This window comes from Agarivorans sp. D1326 (assembly GCF_056958115.1).
In genome coordinates this window covers 341,591-357,310 of sequence record NZ_JBTWEN010000003.1, presented here as the reverse complement: position 1 = coordinate 357,310, position 15,720 = coordinate 341,591, and the positions used below count along the sequence as shown (strand labels likewise).

10 protein-coding genes are annotated in these 15,720 nt (G+C 43.8%); 7 read left to right on the top strand and 3 right to left on the bottom strand.

Translation table 11 applies throughout. The features are described from left to right. Nucleotides 1-13: 13 nt before the first annotated feature. The 3 genes from ACYFDN_RS08185 to ACYFDN_RS08175 are packed head-to-tail and all read left to right on the top strand — an operon-like array spanning nucleotide 14 to nucleotide 4,306. Nucleotides 14-2,329 (top strand): efflux RND transporter permease subunit, encoded by a 2,316-nt coding sequence (locus ACYFDN_RS08185; RefSeq protein WP_137672049.1) that lies wholly within the window; start codon nucleotides 14-16, stop codon nucleotides 2,327-2,329. Beyond that, nucleotides 2,298-3,116 carry an outer membrane lipoprotein-sorting protein gene (locus ACYFDN_RS08180; RefSeq protein ID WP_016400901.1) on the top strand — a complete coding sequence of 273 codons (819 nt, stop codon included), beginning with the start codon at nucleotides 2,298-2,300 and terminating at the stop codon, nucleotides 3,114-3,116. The genes ACYFDN_RS08185 and ACYFDN_RS08180 overlap by 32 nt, the downstream gene beginning before the upstream one ends. After that, on the top strand, nucleotides 3,116-4,306 hold the full coding sequence (locus ACYFDN_RS08175) for a hypothetical protein (RefSeq protein WP_483510710.1): 1,191 nt from the start codon (nucleotides 3,116-3,118) through the stop codon (nucleotides 4,304-4,306). Before ACYFDN_RS08180 ends, ACYFDN_RS08175 begins: the two co-directional genes overlap by 1 nt. A gap of 187 nt (nucleotides 4,307-4,493) precedes the next feature. Here the strand turns inward: ACYFDN_RS08175 and ACYFDN_RS08170 are convergent, their stop codons facing one another. The 3 genes from ACYFDN_RS08170 to ACYFDN_RS08160 form a co-directional block, all read right to left on the bottom strand. Next, a complete protein-coding gene (locus tag ACYFDN_RS08170) occupies nucleotides 4,494-4,760 on the bottom strand; it encodes a hypothetical protein (protein WP_483510709.1) in 267 nt (88 codons plus the stop codon). Between the two features lie 113 nt (nucleotides 4,761-4,873). After that, nucleotides 4,874-7,708, bottom strand: coding sequence for an HD domain-containing protein (locus ACYFDN_RS08165; protein ID WP_483510708.1), 2,835 nt, complete (start codon nucleotides 7,706-7,708; stop codon nucleotides 4,874-4,876). Between the two features lie 384 nt (nucleotides 7,709-8,092). Beyond that, nucleotides 8,093-8,791 (bottom strand): hypothetical protein, encoded by a 699-nt coding sequence (locus ACYFDN_RS08160; protein WP_483510707.1) that lies wholly within the window; start codon nucleotides 8,789-8,791, stop codon nucleotides 8,093-8,095. Nucleotides 8,792-9,040: 249 nt separating this feature from the next. Between ACYFDN_RS08160 and ACYFDN_RS08155 the strand changes: the two genes are divergently transcribed. The 4 genes from ACYFDN_RS08155 to ACYFDN_RS08140 all read left to right on the top strand — a co-directional run bounded on the left by ACYFDN_RS08155 (nucleotide 9,041) and on the right by ACYFDN_RS08140 (nucleotide 15,650). Beyond that, nucleotides 9,041-9,922 carry a LysR family transcriptional regulator gene (locus tag ACYFDN_RS08155; protein WP_483510706.1) on the top strand — a complete coding sequence of 294 codons (882 nt, stop codon included), beginning with the start codon at nucleotides 9,041-9,043 and terminating at the stop codon, nucleotides 9,920-9,922. Between the two features lie 101 nt (nucleotides 9,923-10,023). Next, complete coding sequence (locus tag ACYFDN_RS08150; RefSeq protein ID WP_483510705.1) at nucleotides 10,024-11,106, top strand: efflux RND transporter periplasmic adaptor subunit; 1,083 nt, start codon at nucleotides 10,024-10,026, stop codon at nucleotides 11,104-11,106. A gap of 1 nt (nucleotide 11,107) precedes the next feature. Further along, nucleotides 11,108-14,191, top strand: coding sequence for an efflux RND transporter permease subunit (locus ACYFDN_RS08145; protein WP_483510704.1), 3,084 nt, complete (start codon nucleotides 11,108-11,110; stop codon nucleotides 14,189-14,191). Then, nucleotides 14,178-15,650: an efflux transporter outer membrane subunit gene (locus ACYFDN_RS08140; protein ID WP_483510703.1), complete on the top strand. Its 1,473-nt coding sequence runs from the start codon at nucleotides 14,178-14,180 to the stop codon at nucleotides 15,648-15,650. Before ACYFDN_RS08145 ends, ACYFDN_RS08140 begins: the two co-directional genes overlap by 14 nt. Nucleotides 15,651-15,720: the final 70 nt, after the last annotated feature.

Sequence of the window (15,720 nt, the reverse complement as noted above, 5' to 3'; positions counted from 1 at the left end):
AAAGGACAGGGCTATGGAAAAGAAATTTTTTAATCAAGTGATTGCCAGACCTTGGCTAACACTCATGTTATTAATGTTAGCCGTTGTAGCAATGAGCTCTGGCGGACGCTTTCTTACCTTTGTAGGCGATTACCGCATTTTCTTTGGTGAGGATAACCCTCAGCTGCAAGAATTTGAAAGCATGCAAAAGGTGTTTAATAAAACTGATTCGGTCACCTTTGTTATCTCTCCCAACGAAGGCGATGTATTCAACCCGCAATCTCTCACTCTCATTAAAGAGCTTACCGACGACTCTTGGCTTATTCCCAACTCTACTCGGGTCGACTCCATCACCAACTTTCAACATACCGAAGCCGTAGAAGATGACCTTTGGGTAGAAGACTTATTGCTAGAGCTAGATATGTTAGATGCAGAAAAAGTATCTAAAATTGAGCAAGTTAGCTTAAGTGAACAACTGCTAGAAAACCGTTTAATTAGCCTAGATGGTCGCGTAGCAGTAGTGGCTGCAACCATCACCATCTCTGAAGACGATATGCAGGCCGAGGTACCTAAAACCTCGCAGTTTGTACGTGAGCTACAAGCCAAGTATCAGCAAGCCTACCCAGAACATAAAATCTTGCTCTCTGGCATGATCATGATGAACAACAGCTTCATCGAACAAAGCCAAAAAGACATGTCCACTTTAGTGCCGCTAATGTTCTTGCTAATTTTAGTGATGCTAGCCATTTTACTGCGCTCGGTATTAGGCATGCTAGCTACCTTAGTGGTGATTGTAGTGACTATTGCCAGCACCATGGGCATGGCCGGTTGGATGGGCTTTGCACTCAATACCGTTACGGTAAATGTGCCCACCATGGTAATGACCTTAGCAGTGGCCGATTGTGTGCACGTTATCGCCTCAATGCTCTACGAGATGCGCCAAGGTAAATCTAAAAAAGAAGCCCTCGCCTTTAGTTTAAAAATAAACAACCGCGCTATCTTCCTTACTAGTGCCACCACTGCGATTGGTTTCTTAACCTTAAACTTCTCAGATTCTCCACCGTTTCAAGCCTTAGGTACCATTGTGGCAGTTGGGGTAATGTTGGCCTATGTGTATGCACTTACCATTTTGCCTGCTCTGCTAAACATTCTGCCCATTAAACAAACACCGAGCATTAGCAGCCGTTCAAACTACGACCGCTTAGCAAACTTTGTGATTGATTCTCGCAAATGGTTAATGCCAGTTACGGTAGTCATGATTATTGGCTTCTTAGCCATGATCCCGCGCAACCAACTAAACGACGTAGCTACGGAGTACTTCAGCAAGCAGGTGGACTTTCGTCAATCCACAGACTTTATGGAGGAAAATATATCCGGGATTACCACCATTTCTTATGAAATAAGAAGTGGCGAAAGCAGCGGTATTAACCAGCCCCACTACATGCAAAAAGTGGCAGACTTTAGCGCGTGGTTACGCCAACAACCAGAGATCGACAACGTAAATAGCATCTCCGACATTATGCGCCGTTTAAACAAAAACATGCATGGCGACGACCCAAGCTATTACCTAGTGCCCGAAGAGCGCGAACTCTCTGCTCAGTATTTATTAATGTACGAAATGAGTTTGCCCTACGGCTTAGATTTGAATAACCAAATCAACGTAGATAAATCGGCCACTCGCTTAACCATTACCACCAAGAATATGGGCTCTATCGGCATGATAGCGCTAGAGCAACGCTCCTTAGATTGGTGGCAACAAAATGCGCCCGAGTATCGAGTAATCGCCGCCAGCCCTAACCTAATGTTTGCCCACATTGGTGAGCGCAATATGCCGCAAGCCCTAAAAGGTGCATTTTGGGCACTGGTGCTTATCTCGGTGTTAATTGGTATTTCACTACGTTCACTGCGGCTCACCTTTATTAGCTTGCTGCCCAACTTAGTCCCCGCAGGCATTGGTTTTGGTATTTGGGCACTAATCGATGGCAACATAAACCTTGGTTTGTCGATTGTTATTAGCGTTACCTTAGGCATTGTGGTCGACGACACCGTGCACTTCCTTACCAAGTACCAATATGCCCGCAAGCAAGGTAAATCTGCCGAAGACGCAGTACGCTACGCCTTTGTCACCGTAGGCAAAGCACTGGCTATTACCACCGCGGTATTGGTGGTTGGCTTCTCAGTATTAATTGGTTCAACCTTTACTATTAACTCCAATATGGGGCTACTTACTTCTATTATTATTGCCGTAGCCTTAATCATCGATTTCTTACTACTACCATTACTCTTGATTAGTTTTGACCGTGCAAAGGGAGCAGAAAATGCAGCAGCACTTCAACAAAAAACCGCTTAGTATGTGGCTTAATCGTGCCGCAGTTATCTGTATTAGCCTGTTGTTTAGCCAACAAGCTTTAGCAGAAACCGCAGAAGAAAAAGGCTTACGCATCGCTCAAGAGCGCAAAGCCTTTGATTTAGGTTGGGTTGATTCGAAAGCCGACACAGAAATGGTGCTGTACAACGCGCAAGGCGATAAAAGCACCCGCTCTATTCGCATTCAGTCTTTAGAAGTAGAAGGCGACGGCGATAAAGCCTTAAGTGTGTTTGACCACCCAGCCGACGTAAAAGGCACTGCCTTTTTAAGCTTTTCTCACGCCCTAGAGCCAGACGAGCAATGGTTATACCTACCCGCCTTAAAACGGGTAAAACGCATTGGTTCACGCAACAAGTCGGGCCCTTACATGGGCAGCGAGTTTGCCTTTGAAGATCTAAGCTCATTTGAAGTTGAAAAATACACATACACCTACTTGCGCGACGAAACCATTGCCGGCTTCGACAGCTATGTAGTACAAAACGTACCGGTAGATAAGTACTCAGGTTATACCAAGCAAATTACCTGGATGGACAAAGAAGCCTACCGCGTACACAAAGTAGAGTTTTACGACCGTAAAGGGCAGCTACTTAAAACCCTCACCATGAGTGATTACCAAGTGTATGCCGACAAACATTGGCGTCCGTCAAAAATGTTGATGGTGAACCACCAAACCGATAAAAAAACCGAAATGTTCTGGAATAATTATCAGTTTAAAACCGGCGTAAAAGAATCAGACTTCAACAAAAACAAGCTTAAGCGAGCCCGCTAATGAACGCACAATACACGAAGCTAGCCCTAGCGTGTAGCCTAACGGCGCTTAGTTTAAGCAGTGCCGCCATGGAGCTGCGCGGCAATGTGGCGGGGCAATATCGCGGCTTTTTCGAGCAAGGTGCTTTTCCGGGCCAAGACCAGCAGCATCAAGGCTCGATAAGTGCCGAGCCCGAGCTGTACTGGGAGTGGAACGATGGCATCGACAGCATCACCTTTACGCCCTTTGCACGGGCCGATTCCATGGACTCTGAGCGCACTCACGCCGACATTCGCGAGCTTAAATGGCTACACCTAGCCGACGAATACGAGCTCGAAATAGGCATAGCCAAAGTGTTTTGGGGCGTAACCGAAACCCAACACTTGGTGGATGTGATAAACCAAACCGACTTTATCGAATCGCCCGATGGCGACGAAAAGCTTGGCCAACCCATGCTGCACTTTAATACCTATCAAGACTCCGGCATTTGGGATGTATTCATTTTACCTGGCTTTAGAGAACGAACCTTTGCCGGCGTAGATGGCCGCTTTCGCCCGCCATTACCGGTAGACCAAGATAATGCTCAATATGAATCGGGCGCTAAAGACAAACATGTTGATCTAGCCCTGCGCTGGGCGCAAACCTTTGGCGACTGGGACGTAGGCACCGCCTACTTTCGTGGCACTAATCGCGACCCACTGCTAATTGCTAGCGCCGACGGCACAAAACTTACCCCCTACTATGAGCAAATGGACCAACTTGGCGTAGATCTACAAGCCACCATTGGCGATTGGTTATGGAAATTTGAAGGCTTATATCGCAATACCAGCAGTAACAGTTACACCGCTGCTGTAGGTGGTTACGAATATACCCTAGTGGGTTTATTCGACAGCATCGCCGATTTAGGTTTACTTACCGAATACAACTGGAATAGTGACGGCAAAGAAGCCACCTCTACCTTTCAAAACGACCTCTACTTAGGCGCTCGCTTAGTATTAAACGACGCGCAAAGTACCGAGTTTTTATTAGGAGGCGCGATAGACCTCGACTACAACACCAACGTCGTCACCCTAGAAGCCAGCCGCCGCTTTGGCGAAAACTGGAAAGGCGAGCTAGACCTTTGGTACATAGATGCCGATGACCTTGCCGACCCAACCTATGCCTTTAGCAAAGACAGCTTTGTACAAGTAAACATGGCCTACTTTTTCTAAATGCTAAGCAGGAAAGGTATTGCAAAAAGCCCTCTTCGTTGAGGGCTTTTTGTTGGGAGAGAGTATATGGGTTAGTCGAAAAGTAATGCCCAATAAAGGGCTGATAAATGATTAGCTAAACTGTGTAGCACAGTGGAACTGAGTCAAGCTTTAGCAGTCACGCACTTAATTGGCTTGTTATATGCTTTTACTCGATAATTAATACTACATCACAGAAATATTCTGCCGGTTTCCAGTTTTTTGTAGTCTGTGAAGTAATAATGTCTACTTTTCTGCCTTTGTAGCCGATACACTTTTCTTTAACCTCAGGAATTTGCCTAAACCATCTTTTATTTTTATCTGACATTTTCACTTCACGATTGTTTTCGTTAGTAATATATAAGCTTCCATCTTCATCACTGCGAATATTAGTAATAACTCCAAAAGCTGTCCTTATCGTATATTTTTCTAACATTTAAGCCTCAAAATTGGGGTGGCATATCGCTTACATAAGCGGGAAATTATAGTTGGCTATGAATGTGCGAGGAACGAGCGTAGCTAACTATAATTTTCCGTTTGATGTTCTTGTTAGGAGTTTTCCATATACGGTAGTTGACTATTTTCATTTAGCCACGCTTTTGAAAATATTGAAGATGATTCGCTATCTTCCCTTTCATTCCACTCTAAATAAAAAGAGGCAAACCCAAAAGATTTAGTTTTATCTAATTCTTTTGTAATTTTTTCTACATCAAAGTCTATTTGGGGTATGCTACCTATAGCCATTAAAACCCATGTTTCATTACTCCATTCACATTCTAACCTACTCCAAAAGGTCCTTGGAACATAACCTGGGGCTACGACTTCTTCTACATCAGATTTTTTAATTAAAATCCGTCTCCCACATATTGGCAATGCTGCCACCCCAATTTTCTTCATCCAATAATTTTCTTGAAATTCAAAAAATGTCCTAATAAAAGATGAACGACTTTTCTTTGAGTCAGTAACTTTATCTACGAAAAGATAGGACTTACACTTTTTCATAAACTCCTGCGATGTAAATGAACCTGTATTCTTCCCTAAATTTACCGCATCAACATAAATAGTATTGATGTTATTTTTAAAGAGAAGTTCATAGTCTAAAGGAACCAACTTATTGTCATTAATGAGCAGCTTACTAACATCAATGTTCTGGTAATCATTTTTCTTTTTTAGACCTGGCACTGAAAAATTAGCGAGTTCACTTACCAAATCTTTATCTAACTTAATAGGGCCAAGGTTTTTAATAAATGAAATCATGTTCTTAACCAAGTGCCTAGACAAATCTTTTGATATTTCATCTTTAAATGGTAAAGAGCGGCCAACAAGACTAGAACGCTCCAAATTAATAGGTAGACGGCCATCTTGATCAAATACATTTATTGAAGGAGGGTTTATATCAATAACACCTAGCCTTTCTGATATATCAAAATCATTCAAGTACATATGGTCAGTTATAATTATTCCATTACAAAATAAAGAAGTATGACTATGTCTATACCTGCTCTTTCTAATTACATCATATGTCCATAAAATATCATCGTACCCATCAGCTAATGTCCGGTTCCATGGAGTACCATCAATATTTGAATCTGAATCAGGTACAACTCTGGATTGTTCCAAGTCCACCTCTTCTAAATCACCTATTATTTTTCTTTTAACTTTAATAGATGAAAGAGAGAACCAATCCCATAACTCTTCGTCGGCAGCCAAAATCTCTCTCACTTTATCATTTATATTTATTGTTATTTTCGTTCCTATATGGAAATCAGTATGAGATACAATAATATTATCGCAGCCTTTTCTACATTTGAATCTAAGAGCTTGGTTTTCACCTTGACTTACATGCCGAGTTTCAACTTCAAGTTCTTCACCAAGCAGATATGCCGCCAATAAACCTATACCAAACCTTCCGGTTCTATATACATTGGAATGACCATCAGTTTCATGATCTTTCTTCCATCTGTCACTATTTCTAAATGAGGCTCCTATGTTTAGAAAATAATTCTCGATTACATCAAGAGTCATTCCAATACCAAAGTCCTCAATTACAACTTTACTAGCCCCATCTATGTCATGAAGTGTTATACAAACATCGAAGTTTGAATCGATATTATACGGACGACCATTTTTAACTAAAGTATCCTTAAGTTCTGAACAAGCATCAATTGAGTTTTGTACTAATTCCCTGATACCAATTTCTGGCTTATCGCCGTAGAGGGGAGCTATTAACAACTCCATCATTTCTGAATCTGCTGTTTTAAAACTTAGAACTTTAGGGATGTAATTAGGTTTTTTGTTTCTTATAAAGTCATCAAATGAATCTAAAGATGTTCTAATTCTTCTAATTTTTATACCTAAATGTTTAAGGTGTTCTGATTTACCGTATACCTCCCCTAAAACTGACCATGAAAGATCTAATTCAGATTGAATACCAGCAAAAAGATTTTTTAATTCTTCATAAACAATTGCATCTTCTGGTTCTGCATCAACGTATATAGCTTCAGGATCGTCATGCTCTTGATGCATATCTACAATTGAATTGTGCTTTTTCCACTCTCCAATTGAAGTTGGGCTTACTAGTGTTTTTAAGCTTAACAACTGATTTGGTGCTCGTTCTGCATGAATTTGGATATAATCAGAAATCCTTAGAATAAGCATTATAAATGGCACGTGAGTATTTAGATGAACTCGTCTCGTATTTTTCTCAATCATATCGACGGCTTGACGCAAACCTAAATGATGACTTCTAGCAATAAACCCGCATAAATCAAGAAAGATACTCTGTTGCTCATCGCTTAAATCAATAGAAGCTCCATCAATACCTGGTACGCCATAGAATGCTATTTCGTGAGCCATTCTAGCATGGTGCCTACGAATGAACTCTCCAATTAGTAACTTATCCCTATCTGTCCAATCAATCTTATTTGAAGGGATATTTCTAACAGGAACCTCGTCACCAAAAATAGAATACAATTTCTTTGCATCGAACCTTTTAGCTTCAGCAAAGTAATCACTCCAAACATCACTCCAGCTTTTCTCCTTACCCGTATAACGTGAAGTAACTGAAGGGAATTTATCATTAATTAAAGCGTCGAAAGCATCCACAGTCATGTGCATTGCACAGTCGTGTAATAAAACAGACACGACCATTGCAGCTGCATCTTTAGGTGTAAGAATAGCCCAACTTTCATCTGAAATAATACCATCTGCTGTTAATAAGACTTCGTTTAAGTGAGTAAAACCATGATCTGTATATTCGGGAAAAAAGATGGGTTTATTGTCATTAATCCAAGGGGTTAACTTGGCAATACAAGAGTAAACAAAAGCTTTTATTATAGGGTCAGTTTCAAGAAGAGTTTTAGTTCTACTGGGCAAATATAGCAATTCATTTCCTTATTATTTATTGTTTATTGTTTGTTATGTAGAGACTAACAGATTAAATTGTTAATCTACTGATGTGGGTAACACTGATGGCTAACAGCTTATTAACAGGAAAAACCTTGTTTAAACAAGGCCCTTCTTTTCATATATTTTATAATACAAAGGCTATCATCTTTCTTGGGCTACATCAGCTACCCAGATCTAAAGTTAACAAAAATATCAGTATTAGAGGTTGCAAACACTTGCAGAAAGTAGGAATCACAGAAAATACCTGCTTTTTAAGCCTTTAGCTAAGCACTCTTTCTACCGTTGTATTCGCCCAAAATGCAGATGTGGGGCGTAAACTCAGCAGAGCTAAGCGCTACTGAGTTTACGCTGCAGTTGTCACTAGAAGTAGACACTGGCTTGCAGCCACCCTACGGTGTCTTTTTTCGAGATTTTGCTCTCTGCTGTGTGGTCAACTTTAAAGCCTACCGACATATTGCTATTAATCATGTAACCCCCACCCACTTCAATTTGCGGCACAAAATCTTTAGCTCGGCTTACGTAAGTGGCTTTTGGGTTGGCGTAAAGCCAATGGCCGTCGTCGAAGGCGTACATGGCGTATAAGCCGCCCTGTACTAAGGACGAGTCTTTAAAGGTTTCGCTACTGTCTTTAATTGGCATATCTAGCTTACTTTTCATGTAGCCGCCATAAAGCATGGGGAACAGTGAGATATTTTTGGTGATATCAAATTTGTACATCCCCCCTACCAAAGCGGTAGTGGTATTTCGATCTCCCACCACATCAACCGAGTAACCCAAGCCATCGTTTACTTTGAAGTAACGAACGCGATAATCAAAATCAATTTTGCCTTGTTCATCTTTTTTATCGGCAGCGCCTAAATCAGCAAAAATCATATTACCCGCTCCCCAACCATAGGTGCCGTTTAGCTGAGTACGTTCGTTGCTGCGAGAAATACCTAAAGAGCTAAAGGTGGCGGTTGGATCGCCATAGTTCACGTCGGCTTTTGCCTCGGCAGCTTGCTCTGCCATTACGCCAGATGAGATCGCCGCCAAGCTTATTGCTAATATTGTCTTCTTCATTTTTTTACCTGCTAATAATGAAATGCCCTTTAGAAAGAGCGGCATTCCATAGCCGCAAATAATGGCCGCAAGTTTAACCTTGCCTAAGAAGGCTACTAAACGAGTACCTGTTAGCTCGTCTTACAGGTGAGACAGTGCCAATACAGTTTGTGCCGTTGTTAAGGCTGTAACGCTAAGCGCTTAACTTGAATTGCTCATCAATACTGTTAATCTTCGCTCAGTTTGTATCTAATTTGGTGACAATATCGTATGCGAGTAGAAGATCTTTCTTTATTCATAAAAGTGGTGGAATCGGGCAGTTTTAGTGCTGCGGCCCACTCTCTCGATTTACCTCGCGCTAATGTAAGCCGACGCATTAACGAATTAGAACAAAGCCTAAGTACCCGTTTGTTTGTTCGCACCACACGTAAGCTAAACCTTACCACCCAAGGCCAGCAGTACTACGAAAGCATGCAAGACATTATTCGCCGCCTTAACGACGCAAACAGCGCTTTGCATAGCCACACAGCTAGCCCGAGTGGTTTAGTAAAAATGGGGGTTAATGTAGGTAGTGATCACTATGTGATCGACATACTTAAAAACTTTAAACAGCGCTATCCCGATATTAATGTTGAGGCACGTTATTCTAACGAAAGCTACCAAGGTTTATTTGAGCATGGCCTGGATATGGCTATGTATGTAGGCTCGTTAGACGACTCTAGTTTTATCGCAAGAAAGCTAGGCGGCTTTAGCAAAGTGATTATTGCCAGCCCCGAATATTTAAAACAAAACCCAGTGCCTGTTACTCCTCAAGATTTACTGCACCATAGCTGCATTATTTACCGAAGCTATAGCCAAAAATTAGAGAATCGCTGGCAATTTACCAACCAAGAAATCGAAGTAAGCCATCACCATATTAGTAATAACTACGCCCACATTGCCCAAGCTGTAGAGGCGGGTTTAGGCATAGCCTTAGTGCCCTATATTTTGGCTTATCCGATGATAGAAAAAGGCACGGTATGCCACTTAATGAAAGACCATGTCTCTTCTTCTGAAGACGCATGGATGGTCTACCCAAGCCGTAACGGTTTAACCCATACGGCACGGCTACTGTTAGATTATATTGCTTCTCGTGTACCGGAGTATTTGTAATTGTCACGTTTTTTGTGACACATAAGAACAGATTAGCTAGCAGATAGCCTTAATGAAACTGTTTACCATGCGTGCAATTAATCCTTCCACCGGAGCACGCAATGAAATACTCCTATCTCGCTTTAGCACTAAGCGCTACTTTGCTTAGCGCATGCAGTACCGAACAAACCGCAGACATTAGCAATGTAAAGCTGCGCCCTGTTAAAGTAGTCAGCCTAAGTGCCGCCACCCAAGCTAATAACAGCTATTACAACGGTGTGCTGCAATCGAGTACCAGCTCTAAGCTGGCCTTTCGTGTTCCGGGCACCATTCAAGAAATACTGGTAAGCAATGGCCAAAGCGTGACCAAGGGGCAAGTGCTTGCGCGCTTAGACCCACACGACTACCAAGTGAGCCTGCTTGAGCTAGAAGCCAAGCTACTTGAAGCAGAGTCGGCCCAAGCCCTCGCCCACAACGAATACCAGCGGGTTGAGCAAGCCAGCCAAGACAATGCAATAGCACCGGTTAACCTAAACCGCGCACTTAGCGGCAAACAACGCGCCGACGCCAGCGTTGAAGTGGTGAACCAGAATATTCAACGCGCTAAAGATGCACTGCGTTATACCGAATTACGCGCGCCTTTTGATGGGGTAATTGCTCAGCGTTTCGCCGAAGAACACGAACAAGCAGTACCTGCGCTACGCGTGTTTACCTTACACCAGCCCGAGCACTTAGAAGCCGTGATAGAAGTGCCAGAGAATCAAATTAATGCCTTTAGCATTGGCCAAGCTGCGCAAGTTAGTTGGCACGATAAAACCGATAGCATAAACGCCAAGGTGAGTGAGATTGCCACCGTGCCAGATCTCATCAAGCAAACCTATACGGTAAAACTTAAGCTTGAGCAGACTCTCGATGAGGTGTATCCGGGCAAATCGGTTCAACTAAGCTTAGCGCTCTCGCAATCTGAACAAGCTCGCTACTGCTTGCCGCATTCGGCACTCATTCTTAATGGCGCAGAAGCCAAAGTTTACCGCGTTCACAATCACAAGGTTGAAGCCGTAGCCAGTGAAATCGTAAACCAAACCCAGCAACACGTATGCGTAAGCGGCGACTTTAAAGAAGCTGACAAAATCATTGTTGCTGGTAGCCGTTACCTAAGCGAAGGACAGCAAGTAGGTGATTTATTAGACGCGAAGGAGGGTTAAGATGAACCTCGCAGAATTCGCGATTCGCCAACGCACCTTTGTATGCTTTTTTACCGTGTTATGCATTATTGCAGGCATTGGCTCTTACATTGGATTAGGTAAATTAGAAGACCCTTCGTTTACCGTAAAAAGTGCGGTAGTGGTTACCTTGTACCCTGGGGCATCTGCCCAGGAAGTAGAGCTGCAAGTTACCGACAAAATTGAAACCCGCTTGCAAGAGATGGGCTCGGTGTGGAAGCTACGCAGCCTTTCTCGCCCTGGCAGTTCAATGATTTTTGTTGACCTAAAAGAGAGCACTACCTCAGAAGAGCTTCCTCAGCAATGGGATTTATTACGTCGCAAAGTTAACGACGTAAAACTAGAGCTTCCGGCCAGTGCGCAAATTAGCATCGTGCAAGATGAGTTCTCGGAAGTATACGGGATGTTGTTTGCAGTACACAGCGACGACGCTGCGCCAGCTGAGTTAAAAGCCCATGCCAAAGAGTTACAACGCCGCTTAAAAGCCGTTGATGGCATTAAAAAAGTAGAGCTACATGGTGTTCCCCAGCAAATCGTTAATATTGATTTGCCAAGCGAGCGCTTAGCAGAGCATCAACTCTCGGCTGCTCAAGTATTTAGCCAATTAACCACCCAAAACATGGTGCTAGATTCTGGCAGCTTTAAACTTGGTGAAGAGCGCATAAGAGTTAGCCAAAGCGGCACCTTTGAAAACCTAAGTGATATTCAGAATCTATTGCTTAAATCTGGTATTGCCGAACTCGGCTCTGGCTTAATTCGCCTAGGTGACATCGCCGATGTTTACTTGGATTACCAAACTCCAGCTTTATCAGAAAGCCGCTATAACGGCAGTACTGCGATTACCGTTGCAGTAAGCCCAGTTGATGGCATTAATGTCGTGGCCTTGGGTGACACCCTAAAACAGGTGATTCAGCAGTTTACTAGCGAACTTCCACTTGGCACCGAGGTTGGCACCATTGCCTTTCAGCCCGACGAAGTGCAAAAGTCTATCAATAACTTTGTAAGCAACTTAGTTGAAAGTATTCTTATTGTGGTGGCAGTGCTTTGGGTATTTATGGGGCTGCGCAGTGCTGCCATTGTTGGCAGTAGCTTGCTTATTACCTTGCTTATTACCCTTATTTACATGCTAGTTGCTGGCATTGATTTACAACGCGTGTCGGTTGGCTCGTTTATTTTGGCGCTAGGTATGCTGGTAGATAACGCCATTGTTATTACCGACATGTTCAAGGCAAAACTCAACCAAGGCATAGAGCGCTATCAAGCCGCCACTAACAGTGTAAAAGAAACCGCTGTGCCCTTACTCGCTGCTACCGTGATCGCCATTATGGGTGCTACCCCAGTGTTGTTATCACAAACCGATGCTGCCGAGTTTTCTATTTCGGTATTCCAAATACTTTGTAGCTCACTGCTGTTGTCTTGGTTAGTGGCGATGACACTTACCCCTCTGATGTGTTGGGCCTTCATTAAACCTAAGGCTAAACAAGTAGACCAGCCAGAGCCAAAGTTTGCCCAAGTTGCGCGCAAGGTTCTTACCTGGGTAGTGGCAAAACCCTTTAGCGCTATTGCTTGCATCATTCCGGCTTTACTTGTTACCGCCTTAATTGTTCCCAAAATTGCGATTAACTTTATGCCTGGCTCCGATAGGCCCATCTTATTTCTAGATTACTGGCTACCCAACGGCGGACAAACCGAGGTGGTGTCACGTGATATGAAAGTGATTGAGGACTGGTTATTGGAGCAACCGGAAGTAAGCAGCATTTCAAGCTACATAGGCGCCAGTGCTCCGCGCTTCTCGGTAACCGTTGAGCCAGAACCATTTGATAGCAGTTACGGGCAAATTCTGATTAATGCAAAAGATTTTGAATCTATTGCGCCGCTTATTGAACGTGGTGATAACTGGCTAATGAGGCGGTTCCCTAATGCTGAACCTCGCTTTAGAAACTTAAAGCTAGCCACCAAGGATAAGTTTGCCATTGAAGCGCGCTTTAAAGGCCCCGATCCGCAAGTTCTGCAAGACTTGTCAGCGCAAGCTCAAGCCATTTTCAATGCTCACCCTAATACCAAGTATGTACGTGATGATTGGCGACAAACCAGTAAACAGCTGGTGCCAATTATGAACCAAGACAAAATGCGCCGCGCAGGTATTAATCGCAGCGACGTAGCACTGGCTATCCAACGAGCGTCTAGCGGTGTTGTTGTGGGTGCGCTGCGCCAAGGCGATGAGACCTTGCCAATTAAAATGCAAAGCAGTAACACCGATATTGCGCAATTAGAGAACATTCCTGTTCGCTCACTATTGGGTTTACACACTGTGCCGCTTAGCCAAGTTGTCGACGGATTCGAAACCCGCGAAGAGCAAAGCATTATTTGGCGCCGTAATCGAGTACCAATTATCACTGCGCAAGCAGAAGTATTTGGCCAAACACCTTCGGATGTGCGCAAAGAGTTAGCCGAGCAAATTCAAGCCATTGAATTGCCTTATGGTTACAACTTTGAATGGGGTGGCGAGTACTACGATGAAAAACGCGCAATTGACGACACCTTAAAGCAAATTCCAAAAGCGACGTTGATGATGGTGATTGTAATGGTGGCGCTGTTTAATGGCTTAAAACAGCCTGCGATTATCCTAATTACCTTGCCGCTAGCCGCGATAGGTTGCGCTTGGACGCTGTTCTTCTTTGGTAAACCCTTTGGCTTTATGGCCCTAACTGGCGCAGTTGCGCTATCGGGAATGATCATCAAAAACGGCATTGTGCTCATTGATCAAATCGAACTAGAACGCAAACAAGGTAAAAGCATTAACGAGGCCGTTGTAGAAGCCACAATTAACCGCACCATGGCCATTTCGATGGGCGCACTAACCACCGTACTGGGCATGGTACCGCTACTTAGTGACCGTTTATTTGACCAAATGGCAGCGATTATTATTGGCGGCTTGGTGGTAGCGACCTTCTTGTCGTTAATCATTATGCCGGCGTGGTATCGGATTTTTTACCGTGACCCACAAACCGAAAACAAAGCTGAAGATCTAAGTGTAAGTTCGGAGCTAAACCATGAACAAAATTAAGCCTTTAACTACAAGCAAAGCCCTGTCGGTAATGGTGTTCTCAGTATTGGCAACCGCTTGTGCTAGTGCTCCCGAATATCAAATGCCAGAGACATCGGTAGACACCGTGTACTCTGAGCAACAGTCTAATCAGTTTGTAAACCAACAAACGGTTGAGGCGGCGTGGTGGCAGCAATTTAACGACCCCATTTTAAATGATTTGGTGCTGCAAGCTCAGCAGCAAAACTTAAACATTAAAATGGCGGCTAACCGCGTTCAAGCAGCGCAAGCTTATCGCAGTGCGGTAGCGTCATTTAAAGTACCAACCGTGAGCTTAGGTGGTGGCTACACCAGCTACCAACTCAGTAAAAACGATCCTTTAGCGGGCCCCGCTTTTGGTATTGAAAATCCCATATCGGGCGGAGAGTTCGACTTAATTGAGCAGCAAAACGGCGGCTTTTTTGCTGGCATAAATGTAAGTTGGGAAATGGACTTGTTTGGCCGAATAGACAAGCAAGTAAACGCTGCAGAAATTAGGGGTGAGCAGGCCGAAATTTTCCATCAAGGCATGCACACCTTAGTGAGCGCAGAGATCATTAATAACTACTTACAATATCGCGGTGCTCAACAACGTATTGCCATTGCTAAACGAAATATTAGTGAGCAAGAAACCGTCCTTAAACTGGTTAAATCGCTCAGCGCCAGCGGCTACGGTTCAGATATGGATGTAGCCAAGGCAGAAAGTGCACTGGCTTTAAGCCGCGCGGCCCTGCCCCAGCTTAACAGTGCCGAAAGTGTGCATTTAAATCGCATGGCTTTAGTACTTGCGCAAACCCCGTCTAGCTTGGCTGAACAACTTGGGGAGCCAGAAGCCTTGCCAGACTTTGAAGGCATGATCCCCTTAGGTTTGCCGTCTGATTTACTTAACCAGCGCCCCGACATCAATATTGCGGAGCGCGAAATGGCGGCGGTGAATCAAGAACTAGCGGCCAGTTTGGTAGCGGGTTACCCACGCTTTTTCTTAACCGGTGGGCCAGGCTTAAGTGCTGAGAATTTTGATGATTTATTCAAAGCAGACTCTGCCGCTTGGCTCGCTAGCATAGGGGTGCAATGGAACCTGTTTGATGGCGGACGAAACGACGCCTTGGTAGAAATACAGCAGCAGAGATTTAACGACAGCGCCTTGCAATACCAACAAACCGTGAATGCAGCCTTTGTTGAAGTAGAGACCATGTTAATGGCCTATGGCAATAGCCAAGTGTTTGCCAGCAACATAGAGCAAGCAAGCGAACAAGCCGATCTTGCATTAAGTAAAGCCAACTCACTATACCGAGCTGGCCTACTGGACCACTTGGCTGTTTTAGATGCGCAACGCCAGCAAAACTTGCTTGAAGACGCACAAGTGCTTGCTCAGCTGCAAACCGCTAACAGCATAGTTGGTTTACATAAAAGTTTAGGGGGTGACTGGACGATGCAATAAGTTTGGTCATGTTGACGCTTTGGCAGGTAAGCCTAATTAATTAGCCAAAGCGTCCTTTTTCTCGCCCATT

Coding starts and splice junctions, on each gene's coding strand:
- ACYFDN_RS08175 (WP_483510710.1), top strand. CDS start 3,116: ATGAACGCACAATACACGAAGCTAGCCCTAGCGTGTAGCCTAACGGCG.
- ACYFDN_RS08185 (WP_137672049.1), top strand. CDS start 14: ATGGAAAAGAAATTTTTTAATCAAGTGATTGCCAGACCTTGGCTAACA.
- ACYFDN_RS08160 (WP_483510707.1), bottom strand. CDS start 8,791: ATGAAGAAGACAATATTAGCAATAAGCTTGGCGGCGATCTCATCTGGC.
- ACYFDN_RS08180 (WP_016400901.1), top strand. CDS start 2,298: ATGCAGCAGCACTTCAACAAAAAACCGCTTAGTATGTGGCTTAATCGT.
- ACYFDN_RS08155 (WP_483510706.1), top strand. CDS start 9,041: ATGCGAGTAGAAGATCTTTCTTTATTCATAAAAGTGGTGGAATCGGGC.
- ACYFDN_RS08170 (WP_483510709.1), bottom strand. CDS start 4,760: ATGTTAGAAAAATATACGATAAGGACAGCTTTTGGAGTTATTACTAAT.
- ACYFDN_RS08140 (WP_483510703.1), top strand. CDS start 14,178: ATGAACAAAATTAAGCCTTTAACTACAAGCAAAGCCCTGTCGGTAATG.
- ACYFDN_RS08150 (WP_483510705.1), top strand. CDS start 10,024: ATGAAATACTCCTATCTCGCTTTAGCACTAAGCGCTACTTTGCTTAGC.
- ACYFDN_RS08145 (WP_483510704.1), top strand. CDS start 11,108: ATGAACCTCGCAGAATTCGCGATTCGCCAACGCACCTTTGTATGCTTT.